29 protein-coding genes are annotated in these 26,416 nt (G+C 65.8%); 13 read left to right on the forward strand and 16 right to left on the reverse strand.

Annotated elements, in window-relative coordinates; translation table 11 throughout:
* Window positions 1-6: 6 nt before the first annotated feature.
* From AC23D4_RS19315 to AC23D4_RS19330, 4 genes are all read left to right on the forward strand, one after another.
* Window positions 7-432, forward strand: coding sequence for a BLUF domain-containing protein (locus AC23D4_RS19315; RefSeq protein ID WP_177138950.1), 426 nt, complete (start codon window positions 7-9; stop codon window positions 430-432).
* A complete protein-coding gene (locus AC23D4_RS19320) occupies window positions 425-1,270 on the forward strand; it encodes a DUF429 domain-containing protein (protein ID WP_472889202.1) in 846 nt (281 codons plus the stop codon). Before AC23D4_RS19315 ends, AC23D4_RS19320 begins: the two co-directional genes overlap by 8 nt.
* 172 nt (window positions 1,271-1,442) lie before the next feature.
* Window positions 1,443-2,084, forward strand: a complete 642-nt coding sequence (locus AC23D4_RS19325; RefSeq protein WP_472889233.1) for a YitT family protein — start codon at window positions 1,443-1,445, stop codon at window positions 2,082-2,084.
* A 223-nt stretch (window positions 2,085-2,307) separates the two neighbouring features.
* Entirely contained in the window at window positions 2,308-2,709 is a 402-nt protein-coding gene (locus AC23D4_RS19330; RefSeq protein ID WP_487623648.1) for a thermonuclease family protein, read from the forward strand.
* Here the strand turns inward: AC23D4_RS19330 and AC23D4_RS19335 are convergent, their stop codons facing one another.
* From AC23D4_RS19335 to gpmA, 3 genes are all read right to left on the reverse strand, one after another.
* Entirely contained in the window at window positions 2,710-3,471 is a 762-nt protein-coding gene (locus AC23D4_RS19335; protein ID WP_472889204.1) for a HesA/MoeB/ThiF family protein, read from the reverse strand.
* A gap of 43 nt (window positions 3,472-3,514) precedes the next feature.
* Window positions 3,515-4,996 carry a S41 family peptidase gene (locus AC23D4_RS19340; RefSeq protein WP_472889234.1) on the reverse strand — a complete coding sequence of 494 codons (1,482 nt, stop codon included), beginning with the start codon at window positions 4,994-4,996 and terminating at the stop codon, window positions 3,515-3,517.
* Between the two features lie 156 nt (window positions 4,997-5,152).
* A complete protein-coding gene (gpmA, locus tag AC23D4_RS19345) occupies window positions 5,153-5,896 on the reverse strand; it encodes a 2,3-diphosphoglycerate-dependent phosphoglycerate mutase (RefSeq protein WP_472889205.1) in 744 nt (247 codons plus the stop codon).
* Between the two features lie 117 nt (window positions 5,897-6,013).
* On the opposite strand from gpmA, the gene AC23D4_RS19350 reads away from it, so the two are divergent.
* The 4 genes from AC23D4_RS19350 (at window position 6,014) to AC23D4_RS19365 (ending at window position 8,425) form a co-directional block, all read left to right on the forward strand.
* A complete protein-coding gene (locus AC23D4_RS19350; protein WP_177138914.1) occupies window positions 6,014-6,421 on the forward strand; it encodes a rhodanese-like domain-containing protein in 408 nt (135 codons plus the stop codon).
* A 147-nt stretch (window positions 6,422-6,568) separates the two neighbouring features.
* A complete protein-coding gene (grxC, locus tag AC23D4_RS19355; protein WP_472889206.1) occupies window positions 6,569-6,826 on the forward strand; it encodes a glutaredoxin 3 in 258 nt (85 codons plus the stop codon).
* Window positions 6,827-6,926: 100 nt separating this feature from the next.
* Complete coding sequence (gene secB, locus AC23D4_RS19360) at window positions 6,927-7,382, forward strand: protein-export chaperone SecB (protein ID WP_305362133.1); 456 nt, start codon at window positions 6,927-6,929, stop codon at window positions 7,380-7,382.
* Between the two features lie 23 nt (window positions 7,383-7,405).
* Window positions 7,406-8,425, forward strand: coding sequence for an NAD(P)H-dependent glycerol-3-phosphate dehydrogenase (locus tag AC23D4_RS19365; RefSeq protein ID WP_472889207.1), 1,020 nt, complete (start codon window positions 7,406-7,408; stop codon window positions 8,423-8,425).
* An 88-nt stretch (window positions 8,426-8,513) separates the two neighbouring features.
* Here AC23D4_RS19365 and panC read toward each other — a convergent pair whose 3' ends face one another.
* A complete protein-coding gene (panC, locus tag AC23D4_RS19370) occupies window positions 8,514-9,380 on the reverse strand; it encodes a pantoate--beta-alanine ligase (RefSeq protein ID WP_472889208.1) in 867 nt (288 codons plus the stop codon).
* A gap of 46 nt (window positions 9,381-9,426) precedes the next feature.
* Window positions 9,427-10,317, reverse strand: coding sequence for a 3-methyl-2-oxobutanoate hydroxymethyltransferase (panB, locus tag AC23D4_RS19375; RefSeq protein ID WP_472889209.1), 891 nt, complete (start codon window positions 10,315-10,317; stop codon window positions 9,427-9,429).
* A 66-nt stretch (window positions 10,318-10,383) separates the two neighbouring features.
* On the opposite strand from panB, the gene nadC reads away from it, so the two are divergent.
* Entirely contained in the window at window positions 10,384-11,250 is an 867-nt protein-coding gene (gene nadC, locus AC23D4_RS19380; RefSeq protein WP_472889210.1) for a carboxylating nicotinate-nucleotide diphosphorylase, read from the forward strand.
* On the forward strand, window positions 11,247-12,350 hold the full coding sequence (nadA, locus tag AC23D4_RS19385; protein WP_472889211.1) for a quinolinate synthase NadA: 1,104 nt from the start codon (window positions 11,247-11,249) through the stop codon (window positions 12,348-12,350). The genes nadC and nadA overlap by 4 nt, the downstream gene beginning before the upstream one ends.
* A 78-nt stretch (window positions 12,351-12,428) precedes the next feature.
* On the opposite strand, the gene rpoZ is transcribed toward nadA, so the two are convergent.
* Entirely contained in the window at window positions 12,429-12,632 is a 204-nt protein-coding gene (gene rpoZ / locus AC23D4_RS19390; RefSeq protein ID WP_177138906.1) for a DNA-directed RNA polymerase subunit omega, read from the reverse strand.
* A 27-nt stretch (window positions 12,633-12,659) separates the two neighbouring features.
* Window positions 12,660-13,280: a guanylate kinase gene (gene gmk / locus AC23D4_RS19395; RefSeq protein ID WP_177138905.1), complete on the reverse strand. Its 621-nt coding sequence runs from the start codon at window positions 13,278-13,280 to the stop codon at window positions 12,660-12,662.
* A gap of 640 nt (window positions 13,281-13,920) precedes the next feature.
* Here gmk and AC23D4_RS19400 point away from each other — a divergent pair.
* From AC23D4_RS19400 to AC23D4_RS19410, 3 genes are all read left to right on the forward strand, one after another.
* Window positions 13,921-14,061, forward strand: coding sequence for a hypothetical protein (locus AC23D4_RS19400; protein ID WP_162014697.1), 141 nt, complete (start codon window positions 13,921-13,923; stop codon window positions 14,059-14,061).
* A gap of 10 nt (window positions 14,062-14,071) precedes the next feature.
* Window positions 14,072-15,121 carry an MBL fold metallo-hydrolase gene (locus AC23D4_RS19405; protein ID WP_197905019.1) on the forward strand — a complete coding sequence of 350 codons (1,050 nt, stop codon included), beginning with the start codon at window positions 14,072-14,074 and terminating at the stop codon, window positions 15,119-15,121.
* A gap of 194 nt (window positions 15,122-15,315) precedes the next feature.
* The gene (locus AC23D4_RS19410; protein WP_162017007.1) at window positions 15,316-15,648 is read left to right on the forward strand and encodes a hypothetical protein; all 333 of its coding nucleotides are present in this window, start codon (window positions 15,316-15,318) and stop codon (window positions 15,646-15,648) included.
* Window positions 15,649-15,652: 4 nt separating this feature from the next.
* Here the strand turns inward: AC23D4_RS19410 and AC23D4_RS19415 are convergent, their stop codons facing one another.
* The 9 genes from AC23D4_RS19415 to AC23D4_RS19455 are packed head-to-tail and all read right to left on the reverse strand — an operon-like array spanning window position 15,653 to window position 26,406.
* Window positions 15,653-18,427: a conjugal transfer protein TraG N-terminal domain-containing protein gene (locus AC23D4_RS19415; RefSeq protein ID WP_472889212.1), complete on the reverse strand. Its 2,775-nt coding sequence runs from the start codon at window positions 18,425-18,427 to the stop codon at window positions 15,653-15,655.
* A gap of 21 nt (window positions 18,428-18,448) precedes the next feature.
* On the reverse strand, window positions 18,449-19,897 hold the full coding sequence (locus AC23D4_RS19420) for a conjugal transfer protein TraH (protein ID WP_472889213.1): 1,449 nt from the start codon (window positions 19,895-19,897) through the stop codon (window positions 18,449-18,451).
* 9 nt (window positions 19,898-19,906) lie between these two features.
* Window positions 19,907-20,785, reverse strand: coding sequence for a conjugal transfer protein TraF (gene traF / locus AC23D4_RS19425; RefSeq protein ID WP_472889214.1), 879 nt, complete (start codon window positions 20,783-20,785; stop codon window positions 19,907-19,909).
* Window positions 20,786-20,792: 7 nt separating this feature from the next.
* Window positions 20,793-21,188 (reverse strand): hypothetical protein, encoded by a 396-nt coding sequence (locus tag AC23D4_RS19430; RefSeq protein WP_472889215.1) that lies wholly within the window; start codon window positions 21,186-21,188, stop codon window positions 20,793-20,795.
* The gene (gene traN / locus AC23D4_RS19435) at window positions 21,185-23,602 is read right to left on the reverse strand and encodes a conjugal transfer protein TraN (RefSeq protein ID WP_487623649.1); all 2,418 of its coding nucleotides are present in this window, start codon (window positions 23,600-23,602) and stop codon (window positions 21,185-21,187) included. Before traN ends, AC23D4_RS19430 begins: the two co-directional genes overlap by 4 nt.
* A gap of 9 nt (window positions 23,603-23,611) precedes the next feature.
* Entirely contained in the window at window positions 23,612-24,370 is a 759-nt protein-coding gene (trbC, locus tag AC23D4_RS19440; RefSeq protein WP_472889217.1) for a type-F conjugative transfer system pilin assembly protein TrbC, read from the reverse strand.
* On the reverse strand, window positions 24,357-25,376 hold the full coding sequence (locus AC23D4_RS19445) for a TraU family protein (protein ID WP_472889218.1): 1,020 nt from the start codon (window positions 25,374-25,376) through the stop codon (window positions 24,357-24,359). The genes trbC and AC23D4_RS19445 overlap by 14 nt, the downstream gene beginning before the upstream one ends.
* Window positions 25,373-26,002 carry a type-F conjugative transfer system protein TraW gene (traW, locus tag AC23D4_RS19450; protein ID WP_162016999.1) on the reverse strand — a complete coding sequence of 210 codons (630 nt, stop codon included), beginning with the start codon at window positions 26,000-26,002 and terminating at the stop codon, window positions 25,373-25,375. Before traW ends, AC23D4_RS19445 begins: the two co-directional genes overlap by 4 nt.
* Window positions 25,999-26,406 carry a hypothetical protein gene (locus AC23D4_RS19455; protein ID WP_162016998.1) on the reverse strand — a complete coding sequence of 136 codons (408 nt, stop codon included), beginning with the start codon at window positions 26,404-26,406 and terminating at the stop codon, window positions 25,999-26,001. Before AC23D4_RS19455 ends, traW begins: the two co-directional genes overlap by 4 nt.
* Between the last annotated feature and the right edge of the window lie 10 nt (window positions 26,407-26,416).

The raw sequence follows: 26,416 nt of genomic DNA on the forward strand, positions 1-26,416 counted from the left end.
CACACCATGCTGGTACGTCTGCTTTATGTCAGCCGGGCAATCGACAAGGATTGCGCCAAGACCATCGAATCGGTGCTTGAAACCTCGCGCTCGCACAACATGGGCAACGGCATCACCGGCGTGCTCTGCTACGGTGGCGGCGTGTTCCTGCAGGCGATCGAAGGTGGTCGTGAAGCGGTCAACAAGCTCTACAACCACATTGTCGAAGACGCGCGACACACCGACGTGGTGCTGCTGCACTACGAAGAAATCTCCGAGCGCCGCTTTGGCGGCTGGACCATGGGGCAGGTCAACCTGTCCAAGCTCAACACCTCCATCGTGCTCAAGTACTCCGAGCGCCCGGAGTTCGATCCCTACGGCGTCTCGGGCAAGGTCTCGCTGGCCCTGCTCGAAGAGCTGATGGCCACGGCCAGCATCATTGGTCGTGCCTGATCCGCAGCGGCCGACGCTGCTCGGTTGCGACTTCACCAGTGCGCCGTCCCGGCGCAAGCCCATCACCCTGGCGGTTGGTCACACAGACCGCGGTCGGGTGCTGCTCGACCGCGTCGAGCACTTTGAGACGCTCGATGCCTGGGGCGATCGCCTGAAGGGCGCTGGCGCCTGGGTGGGCGGCTTCGACCTGCCTTTTGGCCTGCCGCGCGAACTGGTGGTGGCGCTGGGCTGGCCGACCGATTGGGCCGCGTGCATGGCCCACTACGCCAGCCTCAGCCGCGACGACATCCGCGAAATTTTTGCCGACTTTTGCTCCGCGCGCCCGGTGGGTGGCAAGTTCGCGCACCGCGTCACAGACGGGCCGGCCGGATCGAGCCCGAGCATGAAATGGGTCAATCCGCCGGTGGCGTTCATGCTGCACGCCGGTGTGCCCCGTCTGATCGCTGCCGGTGTCACCTTGCCGGGTCTGCAGGCCGGTGACCCGGCGCGTGTGGCCCTGGAGGCTTATCCCGGCCTGCTGGCGCGCAGCGTGCTCGGCACCACCAGTTACAAGAGCGACGAGAAGGCGAAGCAGACGCCCGAGCGCCTGATCGCACGCAAGACCCTCATCCACGCGCTGGAGGGCGGCCAGGCGCCGCTGCTGCAGGCCACCGGCCTGCGCCTGAAACTCTCGCATGCCCAGCGCGACGGACTGGCCGACGACGCCAGCGGCGATGCGCTGGATGCGGTGCTCTGCCTGTTGCAGGCGGCCTGGGCGCAGCAGCAACACGAGAACGGCCACCCGCGCTACGGCTTGCCCGCGTTCGATCCCCTGGAAGGCTGGATCGTCACGGCCTGAGCGGGTGCGCCGGCAGACCGTTCGTCCCGGCCGGCGGCGCGAGCAGGGCTTTCACTGACCTGGGTCAAGCGTGCTGTGCTGCCCAGCGCCGATACTTCGCGGCTGTTTCCCCAGCTTTGTGAGACCTGCCGTGTTCCCTTCCCTGACCAGGCTGCGCCGCAGCCCCTCACCCATGGCCGTCAAGTCGGTTGAAGGTCCTGGTGCATCGGGCGCCGCATCACCGGCCCAGCACCAGTTGCACGAAGACGCGCAGGCCCTGCTCACGGGCACGCTGTTTGTGGCTCTGGGCGTGATCATGTTCCGCCACACCGGCCTGCTGACCGGCGGCACGGCCGGCCTGGCCTTCTTGCTGCACTACGCCACCGGCTGGAACTTCAGCCTGGTTTTTTTCCTGATCAATCTGCCGTTTTACGGCCTGGCCTTCAAGCGCATGGGCTGGGTGTTCACGGCCAAGACCTTTGCCGCGGTGGCCCTGCTGGCCCTGCTGGCGCAGTGGGTGCCAGAGTGGATCACCTTCGGCAAACTTTCCACCGGCTTTGCCGCTGTCGCCGGCGGGCTGCTCATGGGCGCGGGCATGCTGATGCTGTTTCGCCACCGGGCCAGCCTCGGCGGGTTCAACGTGCTGGTGCTGTACCTGCAGGAGCGCTTTGGGTGGCGCGCCGGCCACGTGCAGATGGCGTTTGACTGCGCCATCGTGCTGGCCGCGTTCGCCGTGGTGGACTGGCAGCAGATCATCTGGTCGGTTGTGGGGGCCATCGTGCTCAACATGACGCTGGCCATCAACCACCGTCCCGGTCGTTACATGGCGGTATGACGCGCCAGCGCGTCTGGCGCGTGGCAACCGTGCGCGATGCTGGCAGACTCGGGCCATGTCGTTCCCCCAGCGTTCCTTGTTTCGCCTGTCGCCTGTTCCTGTCCTGTGGTCTTGTTTCGGACTGCTCCTCCAGACCCCGGCCGTTGCACAACCGCGTTCGAAGGAACCGCCGGGCACTGTTCGTCCGCAGGCGCCCCATGTCTATGAGGCACGTGTCACGCGGGTGTTCGACGGCGACACGCTGTGGGTCAAACCCCTGGAAGGCGGCAAATACCGCAAGTTGCGGCTGGACGGTCTGGATGCCCCCGAAATCTGCCAGACCGGTGGAACAGCCTCGCGCGATGCCCTGGCCGCACGCGTGCTCCGGCAGGTGGTGACGGTGAACGAACGCCAGCACGACCACTACGGGCGTGCGCTGGTGCACCTGACCCATCGGCGGGAGGACGTGGGTGCCTGGCTGGTCTTGAGAGGACATGCCTGGGCTTACCACTGGCGCTACAGCGAAGGGATCTATGCCGGTCAGGAAGGCAAGGCCCGTGCGCAGCGCAAAGGTGTTTTCGCCGAACGGGATGCTGAAGTGCCGCGCGACTTCCGGCGGCGTCACGGGCCTTGCCCGCTGCCGTGATCAGGCGGTCGTTGCCGTGGTGCCGCACACCGCGCACTGCGCATGGCGGGGCAGGGCGATTTCGGTGAACGCCATGTCGCGCCCGTCGATCATCAGCAGCCGCCCGGTCAGGCGCGAACCCAGGCCCGTGAGCAGCTTGAGCGCCTCGGCGGCCTGCAGGGTGCCGACGATGCCCACCAGCGGTGCGAACACACCCATGGTGGCGCAGCGGGTTTCTTCCACATCGCTGCTCTCCGGAAAAACGCAGGCGTAGCAGGGGGAGTCATCGTTCCTGGCGTCGTACACGCTGAGCTGACCGTCCATGCGGATGGCCGCGCCCGAAACCAGCGGCTTGCGGTGCGTCACGCAGGCGCGGTTGATGGCATGGCGGGTGACAAAGTTGTCGGTGCAGTCGATCACCACGTCGGCCGTGGGCACGAGCGCGTCGAGCAGGGTGGCGTCGGCATGTTGCACCACCGTGATCACTTCGGGGTCGGGGTTGATGGCGCCGATGGCTGCGCGCACCGATTCGGCCTTGGGGTGCCCCACGCGGGCCAGGTTGTGGGCGATCTGGCGCTGCAGGTTGGTCTCGTCCACCACATCGTGGTCCACCACGGTGATGCGGCCCACGCCCGCGCTACCCAGGTACAGCGCCACGGGTGAACCCAGGCCACCTGCGCCGATCACGAGTGCGTGCGAAGCCAGCAACTGCTCCTGGCCTTCGACCCCGAGTTCGTTGAGCAGGATGTGGCGCGAGTAGCGCAGGAGCTGCTGGTCGTCCAAAGGCGTGGTTTCCCGGTGCTGACGGATGCCGTTCAGGCAGGCTTCAGTTTTCTTTCTTCTCGGGAGGCCGCTCGGTCAGCGTCTTGCTCACCATCACCGGGCGTCCCTTGAGCTGGTTGAGCGCCTGCTGGAGCTGAAAGTCCTTTTCGCTGCCGAATTCGGGCACCAGGCGCTGACCCGGGTTCTTCCTGGACTCTTCTTCCAGCCGCTTGCGGGCCTGCTCGCGCTCCTGCTCGCGCAGCTGTTCGGCAGCACGTTCGGCGTCGGTCATGGGCTGTTCGGTGGCTTTGGCCCCATTGCCGTTGCCGAGGTGTTTCTGCAAGTCGGCTTCGCGCGTGCGCAGGGCAGCGAACACGTTGCCTTCCAGCGTTTCGTCGACCATCACATCCGGCACGATGCCCGTGGCCTGGATCGATTTGCCCGACGGCGTGTAGTAACGGGCCGTGGTGAGCTTCAGGCCGGTATCGGGGCCGAGGGGACGCACGGTCTGCACCGAGCCTTTGCCAAAGGTCTGACTGCCGAGGATGGTGGCCCGCTTGTGATCCTGCAGGGCGCCAGCGACGATCTCGCTGGCCGAGGCAGAGCCTTCGTTGACCAGCACCACCAGCGGCACGGTCTTCAGGACGCCCTTGGTGTTTTCGGTCAGGCGCTTGATCGGGTCGGTGCCGCCGCGGCGCAGGTAATGTTGCGGAGCGGCCGTGTAGATCGATTTGCTGTCGGCGAGCTGGCCGTTGGTGGACACCACGGTCACGTTTTCCGGCAAAAACGCAGCCGACAGTGCCACCGCCGCATCCAGCAGGCCACCCGGGTCGTTGCGCAGGTCCAGCACCACGCCCTTGAGTTTCGGATCTTCCTTGTACAGCGCCTCGACCTTGCGGGAGAAATCCTCGATCGTGCGGTCCTGGAACTGCGAAACGCGCACCCAGGCGTAACCCGGCTCGACGAGCTTGGTCTTCACGCTCTGGGTCTTGATTTCCTCGCGCGTGATCGTCACGGGGAAGCTGCGGTTTTCGTCCTTGCGGAAGATCGTGAGCAAGACCTTGGTGCGCGGCTCGCCGCGCATGAGCTTGACGGCATCGTTGATGCTCAGTCCCTTGACCGCGGTGTCGTCGATCTTGGTGATGAGGTCGCCCGACTTGAGGCCGGCGCGGAACGCGGGCGAGTCTTCAATGGGCGTGACCACCTTGACCAGGCCGTCTTCCATGGTGATCTCGATGCCCACGCCGACAAAGCGGCCACTGGTGCCCTCGCGGAATTCCTTGAACGACTTCTTGTCGAAATACTGGGAATGCGGGTCCAGGCTGGCGACCATGCCCGTGATGGCGTCGGAGATCAGCTGCTTTTCGTCAACCGGTTCGACATAGTCGGTCTTGACCATGCCGAACACCGCGGCGAGCTGCTGCAGCTCTTCCAGAGGCAGCGGGGCCAGCGTGTTGCGCGCGACGGCCTGCAACTGCACCGTCGTGAGGGCTCCGGCGACGGCGCCCACGGCCACCCATCCCGCAATCTTCAACCTGTGACTCACTTGCTTGCCCATGGAAACACCTTAAAAAAGACGCCAGCGCGTCAGGAACACCCGACTCCACCGGCGGGTCAATATACACCTTGGAGCGCCATGCCGGGATTCGGTTCCGTGCGTGTTGCGCGAACCGGTTTCAGCGCGCCGGGCAACCGGCCCGGATCACACTTTCCCCTGTGCCGCAACGGCCGCGGCAGCCCGCGCGGCGGCTTCGGCGTCGCCCAGGTAATAGCTCTTGATCGGCTTGAGGTCAGCGTCCAGCTCATAGACCAGCGGAATGCCGTTGGGGATGTTCAGGTTGACGATGTCGGTGTCGGAAACACCGTCCAGGTACTTGACCATGGCGCGGATGCTGTTGCCGTGGGCGGCGATCACCACCCGTTTTCCGCTCTGGATGGTGGGGGCCAGCACCTGTTGCCAGAACGGCATGACACGCGCCACGGTGTCCTTGAGGCATTCGGTCAGGGGTACCTGCTCCGGCTGGAGGTGGGCGTAGCGGCGGTCGCTGCGTTCGCTGCGCGGGTCGCTGGCTTCGAGCGCGGGCGGCGGCGTGTCGTAGCTGCGGCGCCAGATGAGGACCTGCTCGTCGCCAAACTGCTTGGCCATGTCGGCCTTGTTCAGCCCCTGCAGGCCGCCATAGTGGCGCTCATTGAGGCGCCAGTCTTTCACCACCGGTAGCCAGGTGCGGTCCATCTCGTCCAGGCAGTAGTTCAGGGTGTGGATCGCGCGCTTGAGCACCGAGGTGTAGGCGATGTCGAATTCGTAACCTTCGGCCTTGAGCAGCTTGCCGGCCGACATGGCCTGCGAGACGCCGGTGGGCGTGAGCTCGACGTCGGTCCAGCCGGTGAATCGGTTTTCGAGGTTCCAGGTGGATTCGCCGTGGCGAATCAGGACGAGTTTGTGCATGGAGGGCGGGTGCGTAAAGGACAAATAGCGGCCCGGGACACCCCGGGCCAAAAGGGTCTGCCAGCGCAGGCCAGCCATACATTCTAAAATCTCAGGCTTAACTGAAAGGTCGTACCTGTGAGTTTCTTTCTCGAAAACTGGATGTTGATCGCCGTGGCGCTGACCTCGGGGGCCCTGCTGATGTGGCCTGCCTTGTCGGGCGGCGCAGGGGCCGGGTCGGTCAATGTCACCGAAGCGGTGCAGCTGATCAACCGCCAAAAAGCCGCTGTGGTGGATGTGTGTGGCTCGGACGAGTTCGCCGCCGGTCATGTGGCGGGAGCCAAAAACCTGCCGCTTGCCGAGCTGGAAGCCAAATTGCCCGGCCTGGTGAAAAACAAGGCCACGCCGGTGATCCTGGTCTGCGCTTCGGGCATGCGTTCGCGCCGGGCGGTGGCGGTGGCCAAGAAGCTGGGCTACGAAAACGCCCACTCCCTGTCCGGTGGGCTGAGCGCCTGGCGCGCGGCCAGCATGCCGGTGGAGAAATAGTCACCCCCCTGCGCCGCTTCGCGTCTTCCCCCCCCCCAGGGGGACCAAGCCCTTGGACCGGCACAGCCGGATCCTCGGCGTGTGCTGGTCCTCGGTCACGCGCTCCGGCGAAGTTCTTGGTTCATATTTGTATGAGGAGTTTTTTAATTGGCCCACGTCAAAATCTATTCCAGTGACTATTGCCCTTTTTGCAGCCGGGCCAAGGCCTTGCTGCAGCAGCGGGGGGTGACCAACTACGAAGAAATCGTGGTGGATGGCAAACCCGATGTGCGCGCCCGCATGACGGAGTTGACCGGGCGCACCAGCGTGCCGCAAATCTTCATCGGTGACCTGCACGTCGGTGGTTGCGATGACCTGCATGCGCTGGATGGACGGGGTGGTCTGGCGCCATTGCTGCAATCTTGAGCCCACCCCTGGCGCTGCTGAGATAATCGGCGCTGTACCCGCTGCGGGAACGTTTTCTCCCCGGCGGGTTTTGTTATTTCTGACTTCCTGAAAGACCCTCATGGCCGACCAAGATCCCACTTTCCAGATCCAGCGCATCTACCTCAAGGAGGCTTCGCTGGAGCAGCCCAATTCGCCCGGCATCCTGCTGGAGCAGGAACAGCCTTCGGTGGACATCCAGCTTGGCGTGGAAGCCAACCCGGTGGCTGATGGCGTGTACGAGATTTGCGTGACTGCCACGGTGCAGACCAAGATCAAGGACAAGACGGTGTTCCTGGTTGAGGCCAAGCAGGCCGGCATCTTTGAAATCCGCAACCTGCCGCAGGAACAGATGGGTCCGATCATGGGCATCGCCTGTCCGCAGATCGTTTATCCCTACCTGCGCGGCAACGTGGCCGACCTGGTCCAGCGCGCCGGCTTTCCGCCGGTGCACCTGGCGGAAATCAACTTCCAGGCCATGTACGAGCAGCAGCAGGCGCAGGCGGCTGAAGACGCGCCGCGTATCGTCACGCAGTAAGCCGGTCAGGTTAGCCGCACCGCATGAAGATCGTCGTTCTCGGGGCAGGTGCCTGGGGCACGGCGCTGGCCATCAGCGCTGCCAGCCAGCCGCATCACGTCAGCCTCTGGGCACGCGATGGTTCGCAGGTGGCTGACATGCAGGCCACCCGGGAAAACCGGCGCTACCTGCCTGGCATACCGTTCCCGCCCGCGCTGCAGATTTGGGGGGGCGAGTGGCCTTCGCTGGCCGGTGCCGACCTCGTCGTCGTAGGCACACCCATGGTCGCCCTGCGCAGCATGCTGGAACACCTGAACGGGCTGGCGGCGCCCGTCGCCTGGTTGTGCAAGGGCTTTGAGGCTGCACGCGCGGGCAGCGGCACCCATGGCCTGTTGGGCCACGAAATACGGGCCGATGTGGCCCCTGGGCTGAAGGCAGGCGTGCTGAGCGGCCCCAGCTTTGCGCAGGAAGTGGCTCGTGGTCAGCCCACCGCCCTGGTGGCTGCCAGCGAGCACGCCGGCGTGCGCGAGGCGCTGGTGACCGCCTTTCACAGCCCCACGCTGCGGGTCTACGCCAACGAAGACATCGTGGGCGTGGAGGTGGGCGGCGCGGTGAAGAACGTGCTGGCCATCGCCACCGGCCTGTGTGATGGCCTGAACCTCGGACTCAACGCCAGAGCCGCACTGGTCACGCGGGGTCTGGCCGAGATGACGCGCCTGGGCCTGGCGCTGGGAGCCCGGGCCGAAACTTTCATGGGTCTTTCCGGCCTGGGGGACCTGGTGCTGACCGCCACCGGCGATCTCTCACGCAACCGCAAGGTGGGTCAGCTGCTCGCGCAGGGCTTGAGCCTGCAGCAGGCGGTGGACTCGCTGGGCCACGTGGCCGAGGGCGTTTACAGCGCGCGCACCGTGGTGCAGCGCGCGCAGATGCTGGGTGTGGACATGCCCATTTCGGCGGGTGTGGTGGCGTTGCTGGACGGCCAGCTGCAGCCTGCCCAGGCGGTGGCCGCGTTGATGGGGCGTGATCCGAAGGACGAGGCTACCCCCTCCCCGCGCCGCGCCTAAGGGCACGTGTCCCCCCCCCCCGGCCCAGGGGGCGATGCGAGCGGCCCCCGTGAGGGGGTGACGAGCGAAGCTCGGCGCGGGGGTGGGTCTAGATCTCGAAATTGTCGATCAATCGGGTGTTGCCCAGGCGGGCAGCGCCCAGCACCACAAGGGCGCCGGGTGTGGTCGCGTCGGCATTGGTCGGCGCCTGCAGGTCTTGTCGGCGGCGAACCGTCAGGTAGTCGGGTTGCCAGCCGCGTCCTGCCAATGCCCTCATGGCCTTCTCCTCCAGGGTGGACCGGTGGTCGGGCAAACTCGCCGCAGCGGCCAGCGCATCGCGCGCCAGACCCCTCAGCGCGAGCGACAGCTGCACCGCCTCGGCACGCTCGCTCTCGCTCAGATAGCCGTTGCGTGAACTCAGCGCCAGGCCGTCCGCGGCGCGCTGTGTTTCGCCGGCCACGATCTGAACCGGCAGGGCAAACTGCTGCACCATGCGACGGATCACCATCTGCTGCTGATAGTCCTTCTTGCCAAAGAGGGCATAACGCGGGCCCTTGGCTTCCGAGAACACGCACTGGAACAGCTTCATCACCACGGTGCAGACCCCGATGAAGAAGCCGGGTCGGAAATGCCCTTCCAGCATGTCGGCCAGCTCCGACGGCGGCTGGATCTTGAACCCCTGGGGGGCGGGATACAGCTCCTTTTCCGACGGCGCGAACACGATGTCGCAACCCGCCTGCTCGAGCCGGGCGCAATCGGCCTGCAGGGTGCGCGGGTAGGTGTCGAAGTCTTCGTGGGGGGCGAACTGCAGCCGGTTGACGAAGATGCTGGACACCGTGACATCACCCAGCGGTTGGGCCGTGCGCACCAGATCCAGATGCCCATCGTGCAGGTTGCCCATGGTGGGCACAAAAGCCGGGGAGTTGAAAGGCCGCAGCGCAGTGCGCAGGTCTTCGATGGTGTGAACGAGTTTCATGAGAGAAGAGGTGTCTGTTCGAGGGGCGCCGCGGGGCGGGGCTTGATCACCAGGCGTGCAGGCTGTCCTCCGGGAAACTGCCGTCCTTCACGGCCGCCACATAGGCGGCCATGGCATCGCGCACGCTGCTGGCGCCTTCCATGAAGTTGCGCACGAACTTGGGATTCTTGCCGAGGTTGATGCCCAGCATGTCGTGCATCACCAGCACCTGGCCTGCCGTGCCCTTGCCGGCGCCTATGCCGATGGTGTGGCAGGTCTTGAGTTCGGTGGTGATGTCGGTCGACAGGACCGCGGGCACCATCTCCAGCACCAGCATGGCGGCGCCGGCGTCCTGCAGTTCGATGGCGTGGCGGCGCAGTTGCAACGCAGCGGCGTCGCCACGGCCCTGCACGCGGTAGCCACCGAGCGCGTGCACGGTCTGCGGTGTCAGGCCCAGGTGGGCGCAGACCGGGATGCCGCGCTCCACCAGAAAGCGCACGGTGTCGGCGGTCCAGCCACCGCCTTCGAGCTTGACCATGTGGGCCCCGGCGTGCATCAACACCGCGGCGCTGCGCAGGGCCTGCTCTTTGCTCTCGTGGTAGCTGCCAAAGGGCAGGTCGCCGATCACCCAGGCGGTGGCCTGAACGCGCTGCAAGCCACGCACCACACTTTCGGTGTGGTAGCGCATGGTGTCCAGCGTCACGCCGGTGGTGCTGGACAGGCCCTGGCAGACCATGCCCAGCGAGTCGCCCACCAGGATGCACTCCACACCCGCGGCGTCGGCCACGGCGGCGAAGGTCGCGTCGTAGGCCGTGAGCATGGTGATCTTTTCACCGCGCTCACGCATCTCCTGCAACCGAGGCAGGCTGACCGGCTTGCGCTGCGGCATGGGCGATGCCGACGGCAGGGTGCCGTAGGGCGTTCCGCTGGTCGGAGCGGCAGATTTCTGTGGACTCATGGGGTTCCCCTTTGCGTGGGCTTTGGATGGGGGGCACTATATGCGATCCCGTTATGCTTGCAACCCATGAAACACCTCTCTGAATTCACGGACGCCGATCTGGCCGAACTGGCGGGCGCCGATGTGTCCCGCGCACTGGCCGAGGACGTGGCCGGCGGCGACCTCACCGGGGCCCTGGTAGACCCCTCGCGCAGCGCCCATGCACGCATCCTCGCGCGCGAACCGGCCGTGATCTGCGGCGTGCCGTGGGTGGAGGCGGCCGTGCTGGCCTGCGACCCCAAGGCCCGCCTGACCTGGCATGTGTCAGAGGGCCAGCGTTGTGTCGCCGATCAGGTGGTGCTGGAAATCGCGGGCAACGCCCAGGCCCTGCTGACCGCCGAACGCACCGCGCTCAACTTCCTGCAACTGCTCTCGGCCGTGGCAACCAAGACCGCGGTGTTCGTTGACGCTGTCAAAGGCACGCGCGCGGCCATCGTGGACACGCGCAAGACCATCCCGGGGCTGAGGCTGGCACAGAAATACGCGGTGAAAACCGGCGGTGGCGTGAACCATCGCATCGGTCTGTACGACGCGGTGCTGATCAAGGAAAACCACATCGCCGCCGCGGGTGGCGTGGCGGCCGTGTTGAAGCGCGTTCAGGAAACCGCGCCCCAGGCGCGTTTTGTCGAGATCGAGGTCGAGACCCTGGCGCAGCTCGACGAAGCGCTGGCCTGTGGCGCCAGGATGATCCTGCTCGACAACATGGACATTCCGACGCTGCAGGAGGCCGTGCACCGCAATGCGGGCCGTGCCATCCTGGAAATTTCGGGTGGCGTGAACCTGCAGACGGTGCGGACCCTTGCAGAAACCGGGGTGGACCGCATTTCCATCGGAGCCTTGACCAAAGACGTGAAAGCCATCGATTTCTCGATGCGGATGGAGCAACTGACATGAGCAACACAGACATCATCGACGTCGAATACGAACAGCCGGCCTGCCCGACGAAGCACGCCTGGGCGCGTGTGCCGGTCGAGCCCGGCCCGAAGCAGCGCGCCGAGTTGAAGGAGCGCATCCGCAGCCTGCTCAAGGAACGCAACGCGGTCATGGTGTCGCACTACTACGTGCACCCCGATCTGCAGGACCTGGCGATCGAGACCGGCGGCATCGTGAGCGATTCTCTGGAAATGGCGCGATTTGGCCGCGACCACGCCGCGCAGACGCTGGTGGTCTCGGGCGTGCGTTTCATGGGCGAGACGGCCAAGATCCTGAGCCCGGAGAAAACGGTGCTCATGCCCGATCTGGACGCCAACTGCTCGCTCGACCTGGGCTGCCCGATCGACGACTTCAGCGCCTTCTGCGACGCCCACCCGGACCGCACCGTGGTGGTCTACGCCAACACCAGTGCCGCGGTGAAGGCGCGCTCCGACTGGCTGGTCACGTCCAGTTGCGCACTCGATATCGTGAAGGCGCTCAAGGACAAGGGCCACAAGATCCTGTGGGCACCCGACAAGCACCTGGGTGGCTACATCCAGCGCGAAACCGGCGCCGACATGCTGATGTGGAACGGCGCTTGCATCGTGCACGACGAGTTCAAGGCCTTTGAGCTGGAAGCCTTGAAAAAGGAGCACCCGGGTGCCAAGGTGCTGGTGCACCCGGAAAGCCCGGCCGATGTGGTGGCACTGGCCGACGCGGTGGGTTCCACCTCGGCGATCCTCAAGGCGGCACGGGAGCTGGACGCGAACGAGTTCATCATCGCCACCGACAACGGCATGATGCACATGCTGCGCCAGCAGAATCCGGGCAAGGTGTTCATCGAGGCACCGACCGCGGGCAACAGCGCCACCTGCAAGAGCTGCGCGCACTGCCCCTGGATGGCGATGAACGGCCTGGCCGGCGTGGCGCAGGTGCTGGAAAAGGGCCTGAACCAGATCCACGTGGATCCGGCGCTGATCCCGCGCGCCCGGTTGCCGATCGACCGCATGCTGGCGTTCACCGCCGCACTGCGCAGTGGTCAGAATGCCGGAGCGCTGGTGCCGAACATTGGCGCGGCCTGAAGGACCGATCCGGCCTCAAGAGCGACAGGCGAAAAAAAGCCCGCTTGCGAGCGGGCTCTTCATGGGCACCCTGAAGAATCAGAGTGGCACCTTCTTGAGCATTTCGATGCCGATCTTGCCTTCGGCAATTTCACGCAGCGCGGTCACGCCGGGCTTGTTCTTGCTCTCGATCTTGGGGGCATGGCCCTGGCTGAGCATGCGTGCACGGTAGGTAGCGGCCAGCACGAGCTGAAAGCGGTTGGGGATCTTTTCCAGACAGTCTTCGACGGTGATGCGTGCCATGTGCGGGCCTCGGTAGTGTGCGGTGAGTCAGTGGATGTTGAGCGCTTTGAAGGTATCGCTGCGGGCGATACGCTGGGCGGCGAACTTGAGCCGCTGGGCATGGACGATGGCCTTGAGGTCAAACAGGGCCCGCTCGAACAACTCGTTGATTATAACGAAGTCGAATTCCCGCGCGTGCATCATCTCCGACGCGGCATTCTGCAGCCGCAGCTCGATGACTTCGGCGCTGTCCTCGGCGCGCCGCTCCAGCCGCGATCGCAGTTCTTCCCAGCTCGGCGGCAGGATGAAGATCAGCACCGCGTTGGGAAAGATGCGTTTGACCTGGATCGCGCCCTGGAAATCGATCTCCAGCACCACGTCGGCCCCCTGGGCCATGCGCTGCTCGATCGCCTGTTTGGACGTGCCGTAGCGGTTGCCATGCACCATGGCCCATTCCAGGAAAGCCCCCTGGATGACCATCTGGTCAAAGGTTTCCCTGGCTACAAAGTAGTACTCGCGCCCATGCAGCTCCTGACCACGTGGCGGACGAGTGGTGTGCGAGACCGAGGGCACGACGCGGGAGTCCAGCTCCATCAGCGCCTTGACCAGACTGGATTTGCCAGCCCCGCTGGGGGCTGCGACGACGAACAGGTTGCCTGGGTATTCCATAGGGTCATTCAATGTTCTGAACTTGAAGCTCGACAAGAGCATCTAAATGGTTGATTCTCAACGATCTCATGGACGTGGCCCCGACGCGAACCCACCTATGAACCCATCACCAAGCATGCGATTGATTGCGCTCGGTTGAAGCTGGGTGGAGCGTCATCCCATCTGTGGCTAGATCAAGCGCATCGATTTTACTGAAAACATGTATGGGTAGCAGGTGTCGGTGGTGCGTTGTTCGGCGTAGAGAGAGCTTTCGTGCGTCTGGGGCCAGTTCTGTGAGTGTCTGGGCCAGGCAACTCTGCTCAACGCGTGAAAAGGACATCATGATCACCGCTGGTGGAGCCTGCTGTCGAGCCCGACAGCCTGCCCACCAGCGCCGTGCCGAAGTTCTCCATCCTATTCAAGGCGGCCCAGGCCACGGAGGGAATGCTGATTGCGAGGTACCTCACTATCGTCTCACTCGATAGTGCGCAGGAATAGATCACCGAGGCCGTATGCGGTGCCGGTGCCTTCGCGCCACTCCTCAGATCTGCGGTGGGGGCCAGGTCGTAGCCGTAGGCAACTCTCGTTGACTATTGCCGTTGGAGCTGACACTCCCGTCAAAGCGGCGGGGACTCATGGAAGGGCATTGACAAGATGGTTCATGACCTTCAGCAAACAGAACCTGGGCTACAAGGCGCCGAAGACTGGGGCCATCGTGCAGGAAATGCCCCTGTCGTATGTCGGCAAGGTGCTGCGAAGGCTCGTGAAGGAAAATACCGGAAGGACAACCAACGCGGTGTAAATTGAGCATCATGACTGACGCAGCCCCAGCACTGTCGTATCCGTTCCCAGATCTTCCGCTCCCCGGCCAGGCCACGGAAATCAAGCCAGGTGTGCTGTGGCTTCGCATGCCGCTGCCGTTTTCCCTGGATCACATCAACCTCTGGGCATTGAGAGATGGTTCTGCCTGGACGATCGTGGACACGGGCATGCGCAGTGTGGATATCAGGAACGCTTGGCTCGCGTTGCTCGCGCCGCAGGGGCCACTTGCCGGCTGTCCCATCTCCCGCGTGATGGTGACGCATATGCATCCCGACCATGTGGGCATGGCGGGCTGGTTGACGCGTCGCTTCGAATGCGCGCTGTGGATGACACGGGACGAGTATTTGAGCTGCCGGGTGATGCTTGCCGATACGGGGCGGGAAGCACCGGTCGATGGTGTTCGCTTCTATCGCAGGGCCGGATGGAGCGATATCGAGGTGGATGAGTACCGCACACGGTTCGGTGACTTCGGCAAGATGATCCATCCTCTGCCTGACAGCTTCGTTCGGCTCACGGATGGCCAGATGCTGCGGATCGGGGACCAGGAATGGGAAGTCATCGTTGGCACGGGACATTCTCCCGAGCACGCGTGCTTCTATTCGCACGAACTGAATTTGCTGATATCAGGGGATCAGGTGCTTCCCAGGATCAGCTCCAATACCTCCGTGTACCCCACCGAGCCACACGCGAATCCTCTGCAGGGCTGGCTCGATTCCATCGACCGGCTGATGCAGCGCGTGCCGGAGAGTGCTCTGGTCCTGCCTGCCCACAACGAACCTTTCACTGGTCTGCACACACGGTTGGAGCAACTGCGCGCGAGCACCGTGAGAGGCACCGACCGCGTCAGGCAGCAACTCGTACAGCCTACGAGGGTCATCGACCTGGTTCGCGCCCTGTACCGCTCGTCCGTTGTTGCAGAGCAGATGCACCTCAACCTTGCGACCGGAGAGACGCTCGCCCACCTGAACTATCTCAACCAACGTGGGGAAATCGTGTCGACAGAGGACGAAGACGGCGCAGTGCTCTATCGACTCGCCTGAGGTTGGGCAGTCATGGAGTCCTTTGCGTCGCATGAAGGACGTACTGCTCGCTAGGGTTCTGGGCTCAATTGCATCCTCGCAGAAGGCGCATGCTAGAACGTGTGTCATCAGCAATGAATGTCGACGACGATGACGGCCTTCAGACGGACTTGACGGCGGAGGTATCGCTGGTAGGGTGTAGTCGTGGAGGCGCTATGCGAAAAGCCATCTTTGTCTTCTTCCTGCTGCTGGGCGTCGGTGCCGGGTACTTGCCTGCACGCAACGACGACTGGGGCCTGCGCATCGTCATGATGGCCGTGGGCGCACTGTTCGGTGGGGCGATCGGTGGCGGTCTGTCGCGGATTGGCAAGCAGCAGCCTCGTCACTTGCTCGACACCGAGGAGGAAATTGAGTCGATTCCGGGCGTGGGCATGTCAGGTCGAGATCTCGCAGCCAACTACTGGCGCGATGAAGGCCATCCACAATTCATGAAGCCGCCTCGGCCCGAGTATGGGAACCACATGCTCGACGCGGACAAGAACCTCTGACCAACTACTTTCTGAGGGCATTCTTGACAGCTTCCTTCGCGTCGTCGATCAGCGGCGCGGCATCCTCCTTGACCTGCTTACCCGTTTGCATCATCAGGGAGCGCTCGGACGCCAGGGTGCCGTCGGGCGTCCTCGTGATCTGTGCCTTGCGGTCGAATGCTCCCTGATCGGCCGAAGTGGTTGCCCGGATACGTTCGCCTTCCTCCCGAACCGTGCTGCGCATCGATGAAGGCGAACCCGCCGTCGGCGCGGGTGGCGTGGCACCGCCACCGAACCGGCGCACGTCACCCTGATTCGATTGGTGGCGCCCTGCGAGGTCGGGTGCCAATGCCGGATCGCCGGAGTTCCGCAAGTGCTGGGCCTGGAGGTCCCCAAAGGCCGTGGGCACCGCAGTGCCGTCCGAGAACACGCTATGGGGGCGCAGGGACTGCCGGGCCAGTTCCGCTTCCATAAGCACGCGCGCCGAGGCGCTGTTGCCGCCGTACTGCTCGGCGTAGCGGGTGAACATAGCGAGGTTGTGCGGATCCTGGGCGATGTCGATGGCGATAGTCTCGCCCCGCTCGTAGGCGGTCGAAACGCGCTCCGCGAAAGCGCTTCGCTCCGCGAAGCTGGCGTCTGCACGCTCCGACCGTGCTGCGGTCGAGGAAAGGCGGGCGGAAAGATCATGCGCTTCGCGTGCATCGCTGGCGATGACGTTCATGAAGCTCCTGTCCTGGGAGGCTCGGTCGCCGAACTGCTTGAACTCGGCGAGTTGCTCGCTGTTCATTGACGAGAGGACTTTTTGTTCGGCTGCTGATAGACCCGAGACGTAGTTCTTGTCGGCTGAGGCTGTGCCGTTGAGGCTGGCAATGGGGGTGTTGACGCCCAGGCGGCCCGATGCGCCAAGAGCAATCCGCGCAACCTGCGATTGCGTGAGGCCGGTGGTATCCGCCACGCTCTTGCTGATCTGGTCGAGCCGGTTGAGCGTCTCGCCGAACTGCTCGAAGCTGCTCGTCGTGGAGCCGCTGCTATTGCGCGACGACCGCAGTTTGGCCACGCCTTTCGTGAATGCCTCCGCCAGCACGGACGAGCGCTCGCTGCTGGCTGCCACAGCCTCGCTGCGAGCGGCATCCACCTGCCGGCTGGCGTCCTGCACGTCCTGTTCGGACACCCGCATCGACACGACCCGCGAGGCGTAGCCCTGGTTGCGCAGCAGGCTAACTGCCGTTTTGCCCGTGAGAGCGTTCGACGAGAAGGTGTTGCCGCTCAGGTCGTGTTGCCAACTGCCCATGAAGGCCGAGGTGCGGTTGGGCGCGAGCTGCATCTGGTCCATGGAGACGTTGCCGAGCGACGTGTTGCCCACCGTAGCTGCCGAGGTCGAACCCGACAGCGTGGCCTGCAGCCCCGACAGCCCGCCCACCAGCGCCGTGCCGAAGTTCTCCATCCTCTTCAAGGCGGCCCAGGCCACGAACGGGATGCTGATCGCCAGGTACCCGACGATGGCCTCTCCCGACAGCGCACGTGAGTAAATCACCGAGGCCGTCTGCAGCGCCAGCGCTTTCGCGCCGGTACCCAGGTCCGCCGCGGCTGCCAGGTCGTAGGCCGCGTAGATCGAGGCCATGTAGTTGAGGATGGCATACAGCGGCGGCCAGAGCTGGATCCAGATCAGGATCGACGCATATCCCTTGAACGCCATCATCGTCTCGCGGCCGCTGGTGAGCAGCAGCAGGAGCACGAACAGCGGGAACATTGCGTAGGTCACCGCTTCGATCACGTTGCGGAAGACGGGCAGCGCCTGCTCGGCCACCTTGCCGTAGTTCAGCCATGAAGCGTTCATCTGGGCTACGGCCTGGGCCCGCCCCACGGCCAGCACCATGGAGGCCGGGTCGTTGACCTTCTGCCCGACGATCTTGCCGGTGTCCTCCAGCGCGTTGAGCATGGCGTTTTGCCGGATGATGTCCGCGGCGGTGGCCGATGCGTTGGCGATGCTGTTCTTGAGGTAGGCCTGCTGGATCTGGCCTGCGATCGCGGCCGCCGCCGCGGTGCCGGGCAGCGTCGGGTTGAGCTGGAAGGCCAGGCGCCCCTGGATGCGCTGCAACTGTGCCGGCAGCCGGCCATTGAGGCTCTGGTACACGTTCGGGCAGGTGTCCACGCCCACGGCTCCGCCTGCGCCCGTGAGCGTGCTGAACCGCGCAGGGTTGGGTGAGGCCATCAGCGGCCAGACATCGTCGGAGGCGGAGAAGGTGGCCGGATCGAGCGAGCCGTCGATCAGGTCGTACATCGCGCAGTTGTGAATGAAGTTCACGAGGTCCGTGCGGAAGGCGGGATCCTGGAACACCACGTTGCCGGTCTCCCTGACGAGGCGGTTGCCGAACATCAAACCGTTCTGCTGGTATGAGAGCTCCGACGGCAAGGCCCCCGCTCCAGGGATCACCTGGAAGGCGGTCTCGAATAGCCCGGTGAGGGTGTGTCCGATGGTGCTGGTCAGGCTGCCCAGCAGCGCCACCCCGAAGGGCACGTTGTCCACGACCTTGACCGGCGAGCCGCCGGTCTTGTCGACGATGCCCACGGTGACCTTGGGCACGATCAGGATGCCGAAGACCAGCACCACGGAGGCGAGCCACTTCCAGCCTTGGAGCTTTTCAGGGGCAAACGCGTAGGCGATGAGCGCGGCGACGAAGCCGCAGAAGGCCACCGCCGCGACGGCTGAGGCGTAGTCGCCGGAGGCGTGAATCGCGGCGGACGCGTTGAATACCCCGAACAGGCTGTCCGCGTTCTGGTAGGCGTAGATCTCCCACATGGCCGTGCCCTACCATCGGCGTCAACGCGACAGGTGGGCCGCCTGCTGGCCCAGCATGTCCATCACATGCTGGGGCATGCTCGAGCGCAATTGGCGCTCCAACTGCTCCAGATGGCTGGCGACAGCGCGGTAGGAGCCGACCTTCGCGTACAAGAGGTTTTTTTCCTGGGAGATCAGCAGCAGGATGGCCTGGGCCCGCTGGCGGATCTGGTTGGCTTGGTCGCGCTGCGTCTGCTGCAGCGTGTAGTCCTTCGCCAGGGCCGCCATGCCCAGGCGCAGGTTCCTTTCGAGAAAGACATAGGCATAGTCCGCCGCGATCACGTCGCGGTACTGGCCGATCAGACTATCGGCCAGGCCCGAGCCCGGGATGCTGGTGCCCACCGAGAGCATCTTGTAGACCGGCTCGGTGGTCTGGTTGACGAAACCGACCTCGGCGGAGTTGTTGGGGATGGCCGTGCGGGTGGCGATGCGGTCGGCGATCGAGCGCATCATGGTCTCCACGCGCGCCGTGAAGGGCACGTGGTCGTAGGCGGTGTTGGTCGAGACGACGTCGCAGGCCGAATAGTCATTGCAGCGCAGCAGGTGCTGGATGACGTTGTTGCCCGATCCGGCGGCCTGGCCGTAGAGCAACTGGCTGATCGACGTCAGGGTCGGGGCGATCGGCTCCGGGTCGCGTCCCGATTCCTCGGGGTAATAGATGACGGTGCCGACCATGCTCATGATCAATTCACGCCCCGCGTCGTCGAGGGAGGAGCCGGTGTACTGCAGCGCCTTCCAGGTCAGGTTGCCCACGAAAGGCGCCTTGTTGCGCACATTGGCATCGCCCGATGAGCGGGCGGAAGACAGGATGCTGGGCCGGTCGGTCGAGCAGCGGCGGCGGGCAGCGTCCCGGTCGCTCTCCAGGCCCATCTCCATCGCCAGGTCCGAGCAGGTTTCCTGCGAGCTGTAGCCCACAGCCTCGGCCGCGCTGCTGACGATCGCCTTCGCGGTCTCGCAAGAATTGATGCGGGCATTGTTGATCCAGGTCTCCAGCCCCTTCGCCCACTTGGTCAGGCCCCCGAGGAGTGGGGACACGGCCTCAAGCGCGAGCTGGAACGCAATGCCGGGCAGCGCGGCCGTGATGTTGCGCAAGAGGTTTTTGAACTCCTGTGCGGAGATGTGCGAGAACGAGCCGCCGAACACGTCGATCCCGCCGCAGCCCGCCTTCACGCTCGGAAACTGGATCGCCGCGAGCTGATAGACCTTGTTGGGCGATCGCATCATGAGCGAGCCGCCGGTGTAGGTGTTGTAGGTCTGCCCGCGAAATGCTCCCGGTGCGGTGTAGTTGCCGATGGCGCCCAGGTTGTTGAACATGTCGTTGACCTCGCTGTTGAGGTCGGCGCGCGCGGGCAGCGAGGCGGATAGCACGACCAGGGCAGCGGCCAGCGCGACGGCCTTGCGGGCATGGATGGGGCGGGAGGGACGGGACATGGAAACCTCCTATGGCAGGGCCAGGTGCTGGGTCGCGCCGGGCAGCATGGCCTCGCCCGTGGGCGAGGAGACGATGGCAATGCGCTCGAGCAGCTGCGACTCGGAGAGCACGCCGGAGCCGATCGGGGTGATCTTTCCGGTGGCAGGCTGGGCCAGGAACACGGCCGGCACCTGGGTCACCTGCAGAGCCGTGGCGATGCCGTTGTTGGGGCGGGCGCGCGGGAAGCCCGGCATCGGGCCGCCGTCCACGCTCACGGGTACGACCTGGATGCCGTGGCGCGCCTCGAATGCCTGCAGGGTGGGCGCGAAGGCGTGGCAGTAGGGGCAGTCGCTGCGGTAGAAGAAGATGAGCACGTGGTCGCGGCCCAGCGCGGCGACCGAGGCGGAGCGGTCGGTCCGCTGCTGGCGTTCGAAGACTTCCAGCGCCTGGGCGTTGACGGGCCGGCCCTGCAATGTCGGATCGAGTTCGGGCGTGGCCCAGGCCACGCGCTGCGCCACGTCGGCGAAGTAGGAGGCGCGGTTCACCACCTGCATCTCCAGCTCCATGTAGCGCCGCACGTTGGACTCGGTCGGTCGCATGATCGCGATGTTGCGCAGGTCTTCGAGGGACTTTTGCAGCCGCTCGAATTCCACCAGCTCGGGCGGGCGGGGCGGATCTGCCGGTTTGATTGGCCTTGCCGGGACGGCCTGCGCGCGTGGCGGCGCGGGCTCCTCCAGCGGAGGGTCTTCGTAGAAGTGCCAGCCGCGCCAGCGGTCGGACCAGTAGGAGCGGGGCTCGACCTGCCCAGCGGCAGGGGCTGCTTCCTGGGCCGCGCCCGTGACCAGCGCCATTGCCAGTGCCAGGACCGGCAACAACCGCAGGCACGCGTAAGTGGGGCAGCTCATCATGGCGTCCTCACAGCAGCGACTTCGGCGGCAGGCCGTCGAGGCAGTAGTTGATACCGAATTCGATGGTCTGCTTGCGCGGCACCGCAACGTCGGGCAGCTTTACGTCCTCCTGCCAGAAGAGCACCTTGAGCCGGCTGCAGCCCGTCTCCCGGTAGCGCTTCACGGTGGACACATCGATGTAGATCGGCGAGGTGGCCTGGAAATGCCGGGTGATCGCATCCGCCACTTTGCCGATGAGTACGCCGTGGGCTGTCCCGTCCGTGGACTGCAAGGCTGCCAGCAGGACGGGCCGTGCATCGGTCACGGGCGTGCGGATCGGCTCGGCATGCGCTCGTGTGGCGAGAAGGAGGACCAGGACGATACCTGCGAAGCGGGATCTGGCGCGGGTGGCGGTATTCTTCATTGGCATCTTCCTTCGCCGTAGTAGCAGTTGTTCGCGCGACCGACGGCGCCGCCTTGCATCGCTCCTGCGCTAGGAAGGTTTGGCACGATCGACGCGTAGAACTCGGTGAGATCCATCTGCGCGAAGTTCAGGCTCTGCAACTGCGCGATCGTGAAGCCCGAACAGTCCGGCGCTTCGGCCGTGCCCCACCACTTCGCGACCTGCAGCCGACCCTGCTCATTGATGATCCTGGCCAGGACCGAGTTGAAGCAGCACTTGGTCGTGGTGTGCGTGATGCAGGAGACGCATTTGCCCAGGATGCGGATGCAGGATGAGCAGTAGGTGCCGACCGTATGGCACAGCCGTGCGCCTTCCTTCATCGCCAGCTTGCCTTCCTCTTCGTCGCAGGAGATCGCAGACATCACCACGTAGATGACGATCGCGATGACCAGGCTCCATGGGTCGAAGGCCACCACCACGCTCTCTCCGGCATAGAGCACCGACGAGCCGGCAGGCAGGGCCGTGCCATTGATAGCCACCGTGACGCCATAGGTGGTAAAGCTGCCTGAGAATCCGCCGCTCATCAGCAGCGCCTGCATTCCGTGGTAGAGGAAGTCGCGGTTGCCGGAATTCATCAACACATCGAAAACCAGTCGCGAACCCACCCCGAACAGGCTCTGGTTGCTCATGCCCCGGCCCGAGGCGTCCGACGTGCAGCAGTTGTTGAGCAGGCGGTCGCGGCATCGGTTGGCTTCGCCCCGGAACACCTGGAGGTTGTCCGTATCGAGGTAGACCCCCGCCTCGCGTCCCGCTTCCAGGAAGGACATGGCCCTCGCGAAGTCGGCGTCGTTGGTGTACGTGGTGTTGAAGCAGCTGCCCGCGATGCAGAAGACGTCGGTCGGGCAGTTGCGCGCCGTCACCGCCGAGCCCGGGGCCACCGGGCAGCTGTAGGTGTTCTCCGCGATTTCGCAGGTGCCCGTGGCCGGGTTCATCTGGCGGCAGACGGTTCCCGATGGCGTGCAGCCTGCCGCGGCCACTGACGCGCACTCGTCGGTGGGCGTCCCGTTCTGGCAGGAGAGCGAGGTCTCGTAGCGCCAGCACGCGCGCGTGACCGAAGCCCCGTCGATCACCTTGGTGGCCGGCCCGTCGACGCAGCGCGCCGCGCTGGTGACGGCGCAGCGGCCGTCGCTGTCGAGTGCGGGGCACTGGTCATCCCATTGGTCCGACTCGGTCACCGTGGTGTGGGGCCGCTCGAAGCTCAGCGTCATCTGCGGGATCGGGCCGTACAACGCGTTCAGCCGGAAGCCCACGATGGGGCGGTTGCTGCTAAACCGCCAGTAAGAGGCTGAGTAGGTGCCCGTGACGTCCTGGCCCGGCGCGTCGTTCGGATCGGTGCTGGGGGCATAGCAGCGGCCCTCGTCGAGGTAGGTGGTCTGGATGTCCCCGGCATCACCGCCCGAGCCGGTCGTGTGGGCGATCCGATCGCCGCTCTGTGTGCTCGCTGGGCAGGCGCCATACACCTCCAGGAACGGGCGTTCGTTGGTGCAGCTCATGTCGCCCGCATCGCCGCCGCCGCCCGTGCATACCTGGCGGTACTCCTGCGCGATGAAGCCGGTCAGCCGGCAGGCATCGCCTTCACAGCGGTTGTTGACGACCCAGACCCCGTTCTGACCGCCCGGCGGCCACGCGGGGTTGGGCAGGGGGGCCACCATCTGAGGGAACACCAGTCCCGAGCCCACATCGACGTCGAAGAAGGCCACCGGCACACCGGCACTGGTCACCCGGAAGCGCTGCCCCGAGGCCGGCTGGTCCGGCTTGCACTGCACGGCCAGTGCGACGCTGCCGGAGGCAGCCTGGGCGAACCACTCGCCCGGCGGACAACTGCTGGTGCGCGAGATCGACACAGACAGCGTGCGGGCGCACGACTGGGCGGTCGCGCCGCTGTACTGCCGGCACACGCGGGTCTCCGTCGCGGGCGTGGCCACGGTGTCCACTTGGCAACCACTGTAGTAGCTCGCGATGTCCTCCAGGGCCGTCGAGGGGTTGGCCGCCACGCGGCGCGCGTCGAGGACAGCCGGGTCGTAGGGCGAGACGGGCTCGCGCGGTGTGTTGGCCGAGGCCCGCGCGCCCAGCAGCGCCTGGCACACAGGATCGTTCGGGGTGGTCGCGCAGGCCGCGAGCCGGGCGCTGGTCTGGCCCGAGAGGTTGGGCTGGCCGTAGTAGCCGCGCTCGGGCGGCGTCGTGGTGTAGCCCGGCACCACCGCTGAGGCGTCGGGGGCGTTGATCGTGCCGCGGATCACCGGGTTGGCGGCCTGGCCTGCGGCTGTGCCCTCGGCATGCGGTCCGGTTTGCGCGGCCGTCTGCGTCGTGACGAAGCAGGCCAGCGTGAACCAGACCACGGCACGGCGCAGGAGGAGGACGAGGGCGGGGCGCATGGCGGGCTCCTACTCCTTTAGCCGCTGCAGGAAACCTGCGGCATCGCCCTGGAATGCCGGGGCGGTGCGCACCATGTGCTCCAGCGCGTAGTCCAGACTCACGTCGCCCGCCGTGCGCAGGAAGGCCTCGGGTGGCGCGCAGGTGCCGCTGGCGCAGGACACCGGCCGCGTGCCGTCGCGCACGAGCACGAAGCTGGGCACGCGCACGATGGAAAAACGGTCGAATGCCGGGGGGTCGATCTGCACCGCGACCTGGCGCGTGCCGATGAGCGGCTGCAGTTGCGCCACGGTTTCGCGCAGCGATCCCTTGACGAGGCCGCGTAGGATGACCGAGGCGCGGGCGCGCGCGGCCTGGTCGATCAGGCGCTGCAGGGCGGGCCGTGGCATCGACAGGCTCACGAAGACGAACAGGCCCGGCCCGCGCGCCAGCCCTTCGGCGGCCTGCATCGCGTCGGCCTGCGAGGCGTAGCCCCGCGCCAGCGCTTCGAGGTCTATCGGCGTGCGCGTCGTCGGCTGGGGCAGGGCCTCGATGGCCGGCGCCGACGGCACGGGTGCCGCTTTCAGCTCGGCCTCGCCCGGCGCGCGATGCCTGCGCCGCGCCTGCTCGATGTCCTGCTCGGTGACGGTGGGCTGCTCGCGGCGCACGCGCTCGAGGTCGGCCTCGGTGATGTCGGGTCCGGCGGCCGTTGCCGCCGTCGCGTGCAGCGCCAGCGCCAGCGCCAAGGCCGGGGCGGTCGGGTGTCGCGAGAGAAGGTCAGTAGCCCACACAGCAGTTCCTCTTTCTGAACAAGATGAAGCTGAAGTCCTCGCCTCGTACCGGGTACTCCTTGCCGGCGCCCCAGGTGACGGTCTGGCGGCCGAAGGGCTGGCAGCACTTGCCGACTTCCTTCGACGTGGACGGGATCGGGTGGGTGAGCTGGGTCTTGTAGGCGGCCTTGTCCATGACGGGCAGGAAGTACGGGCCGCACAGGCCCGGCGTGCCGTGCCAGCCCCAGGCGATCAGCTCGCGGTGCATCTTGGCCGTCAGTCGCTGTGCCATCAGCGCGGCGGTGCGCACGCCGCCCAAGTGGTACGGAACATGGCCGTTCATGGGATAAAGGCCGCCCTGGCAGCCGGCGCACCAGAACATCTCCCGGATCCCGAAGCCCAGCGAGGCCGCCACGCAGTCCGCGGCGCAGGCCGCGATGGCCACCGGGTTGGCGAACAGCACGGCGTCCGGGTTGATGATCAGCGTGAGTTCGTCGTCGGCCCAGAGCGGGTCGACCTCCGTGAGGTAGGCCAGGTCGAAGCTGCCCTTTTCCAGGCAGGGGAAATCGGTAACCACCTCCAGGTAGTAGAGGACGGGGTTTACGTAGAAATGGGCCTGGTAGAAACTGCCACCGTCGCCATCGCCCTCGGATCGTGTGAACCGCGCGGCCTCCGGTGCCGGGATGCCGGGATTGAGGTCGATGCCGCCGAGCGAGGTCAGGCAGAAGGGCTTGCGCACCGCCTCTACATGCCGGGCCGGCTCCCAGAAGCCGACCGACAGGCCGATCACTGGGTTGACGCCGCAGGTGCAAAGCGGGCTGCCGGGGTTTTCGATGTCTTCCTGTGAACCGAAGTCGCCGATGCGGGCGCTGCCGATGCTCAGCGGCAGGATGCAGCTCCAGCAGATGTCCGTGATGGGGTTGGGGAACTTGCCGGTGCAGGTGGTCGCGCCTGCGGCAGCGCCGCCTGCAGCCAGGGCCAGCCCGGCGAGCCATCGGAGCAAGGAGGTGAACCAGGGGTGCTTCATTGCGTTACCTCCATTTCGTCGATGCGCAGCCGCTTGCCCTCCTGCGAGACGAGGGCGGGCACCTGTGTGATGCCCAGGCGCCGCGTGAGCATCCCCTGCTGGTCGTAGTAGACGGGGACGCGCCAGGACTTCATGAGATCCAGGTAGGAGCCGCCGGTCAGGATTGGCTTCACCTTGCCCTGGTAGTGCGCCATCAGCTCGCGTGCGCGGCGGACTTGGCGGCTGTCGCGTGCGTCGAAGAACAGCAGGTGGCGCGAGAGGGACACGATGTCCAGCGGATTGGCCTTCGTGCCAGCGGCGAACAGCAGCTCGCCCTGGGCGCCCAGGAGGTTGCGGTCGAGCGTGTACGTGGGATTGAAGTAGAAGGTGCGCGGCGCGGCGGTGGTTCGCACGCCGGCTACCGGCACGGGATTCCTGACGATGTCGGTGCCGCGGGCGCGCGCCTCCTGCTCGATGCGGGCCAGTTCGCCCGAGCGTTCCTTGTCCCGAAGGCGCTCCTCGATCATGCGAAGAAGGTGGGACTCGGCGATCTCGTAGGTCGGCCCCAGGGTGCCGAGGTCGGTGGCGAGCGTGGGCAGGCCGGTTCCGGCCAGCAGGGCGATGGCGAAAGAGGCGGTGCGCTTCATCGCGCAGCTCCCCGCGGGCACGGGATCTGTGCGATCCACCGGTCCCGCGCCGCCTTGTCCTGCTGGTGGGCGGCGCGAATCAGCCCCATCAGCGCCGGGTGGCCGTCACCCTCGGACAGGGCCTGCCGCAGCTCGGCCGTGGTCGGCGCGCGGCCGCAGCGCAGTTGCGCGGCGGCGAGGTAGGTGCGGGCTCCCTGCTCGGCGGCCGGGGCGATCTGCCGCAGCAGGCCGAGGTAGTCGGCCAGCGGCATGTCATCGGCAGGCGCGGCCGTGGAAGGCGTGCTCACCGGACCGAAGGCCGGGCTGGTCTGGGCCCGCCCGGGATTCGAGGCCGCCGCCAGAATAGCCAGCAGGAGGCCGAGGCTGGCGCCGACACGGGGGGCGATGCTGGATTTGCGGGGCATGTCCGACTCC

The organism is Hydrogenophaga sp. L76 (assembly GCF_057654755.1).

Bases quoted from the DNA above. Each gene is read 5' to 3' on its own strand.
- AC23D4_RS19315 (WP_177138950.1), top strand. From the start codon at position 7: ATGCTGGTACGTCTGCTTTATGTCAGCCGGGCAATCGACAAGGATTGC.
- AC23D4_RS19325 (WP_472889233.1), top strand. From the start codon at position 1,443: ATGGCCGTCAAGTCGGTTGAAGGTCCTGGTGCATCGGGCGCCGCATCA.
- gpmA (WP_472889205.1), bottom strand. From the start codon at position 5,896: ATGCACAAACTCGTCCTGATTCGCCACGGCGAATCCACCTGGAACCTC.
- secB (WP_305362133.1), top strand. From the start codon at position 6,927: ATGGCCGACCAAGATCCCACTTTCCAGATCCAGCGCATCTACCTCAAG.
- AC23D4_RS19365 (WP_472889207.1), top strand. From the start codon at position 7,406: ATGAAGATCGTCGTTCTCGGGGCAGGTGCCTGGGGCACGGCGCTGGCC.
- panC (WP_472889208.1), bottom strand. From the start codon at position 9,380: ATGAAACTCGTTCACACCATCGAAGACCTGCGCACTGCGCTGCGGCCT.
- panB (WP_472889209.1), bottom strand. From the start codon at position 10,317: ATGAGTCCACAGAAATCTGCCGCTCCGACCAGCGGAACGCCCTACGGC.
- nadC (WP_472889210.1), top strand. From the start codon at position 10,384: ATGAAACACCTCTCTGAATTCACGGACGCCGATCTGGCCGAACTGGCG.
- nadA (WP_472889211.1), top strand. From the start codon at position 11,247: ATGAGCAACACAGACATCATCGACGTCGAATACGAACAGCCGGCCTGC.
- rpoZ (WP_177138906.1), bottom strand. From the start codon at position 12,632: ATGGCACGCATCACCGTCGAAGACTGTCTGGAAAAGATCCCCAACCGC.
- gmk (WP_177138905.1), bottom strand. From the start codon at position 13,280: ATGGAATACCCAGGCAACCTGTTCGTCGTCGCAGCCCCCAGCGGGGCT.
- AC23D4_RS19400 (WP_162014697.1), top strand. From the start codon at position 13,921: ATGACCTTCAGCAAACAGAACCTGGGCTACAAGGCGCCGAAGACTGGG.
- AC23D4_RS19405 (WP_197905019.1), top strand. From the start codon at position 14,072: ATGACTGACGCAGCCCCAGCACTGTCGTATCCGTTCCCAGATCTTCCG.
- AC23D4_RS19410 (WP_162017007.1), top strand. From the start codon at position 15,316: ATGCGAAAAGCCATCTTTGTCTTCTTCCTGCTGCTGGGCGTCGGTGCC.
- AC23D4_RS19415 (WP_472889212.1), bottom strand. From the start codon at position 18,427: ATGTGGGAGATCTACGCCTACCAGAACGCGGACAGCCTGTTCGGGGTA.
- AC23D4_RS19420 (WP_472889213.1), bottom strand. From the start codon at position 19,897: ATGTCCCGTCCCTCCCGCCCCATCCATGCCCGCAAGGCCGTCGCGCTG.
- traF (WP_472889214.1), bottom strand. From the start codon at position 20,785: ATGATGAGCTGCCCCACTTACGCGTGCCTGCGGTTGTTGCCGGTCCTG.
- AC23D4_RS19430 (WP_472889215.1), bottom strand. From the start codon at position 21,188: ATGAAGAATACCGCCACCCGCGCCAGATCCCGCTTCGCAGGTATCGTC.
- traN (WP_487623649.1), bottom strand. From the start codon at position 23,602: ATGCGCCCCGCCCTCGTCCTCCTCCTGCGCCGTGCCGTGGTCTGGTTC.
- AC23D4_RS19445 (WP_472889218.1), bottom strand. From the start codon at position 25,376: ATGAAGCACCCCTGGTTCACCTCCTTGCTCCGATGGCTCGCCGGGCTG.
- traW (WP_162016999.1), bottom strand. From the start codon at position 26,002: ATGAAGCGCACCGCCTCTTTCGCCATCGCCCTGCTGGCCGGAACCGGC.
- AC23D4_RS19455 (WP_162016998.1), bottom strand. From the start codon at position 26,406: ATGCCCCGCAAATCCAGCATCGCCCCCCGTGTCGGCGCCAGCCTCGGC.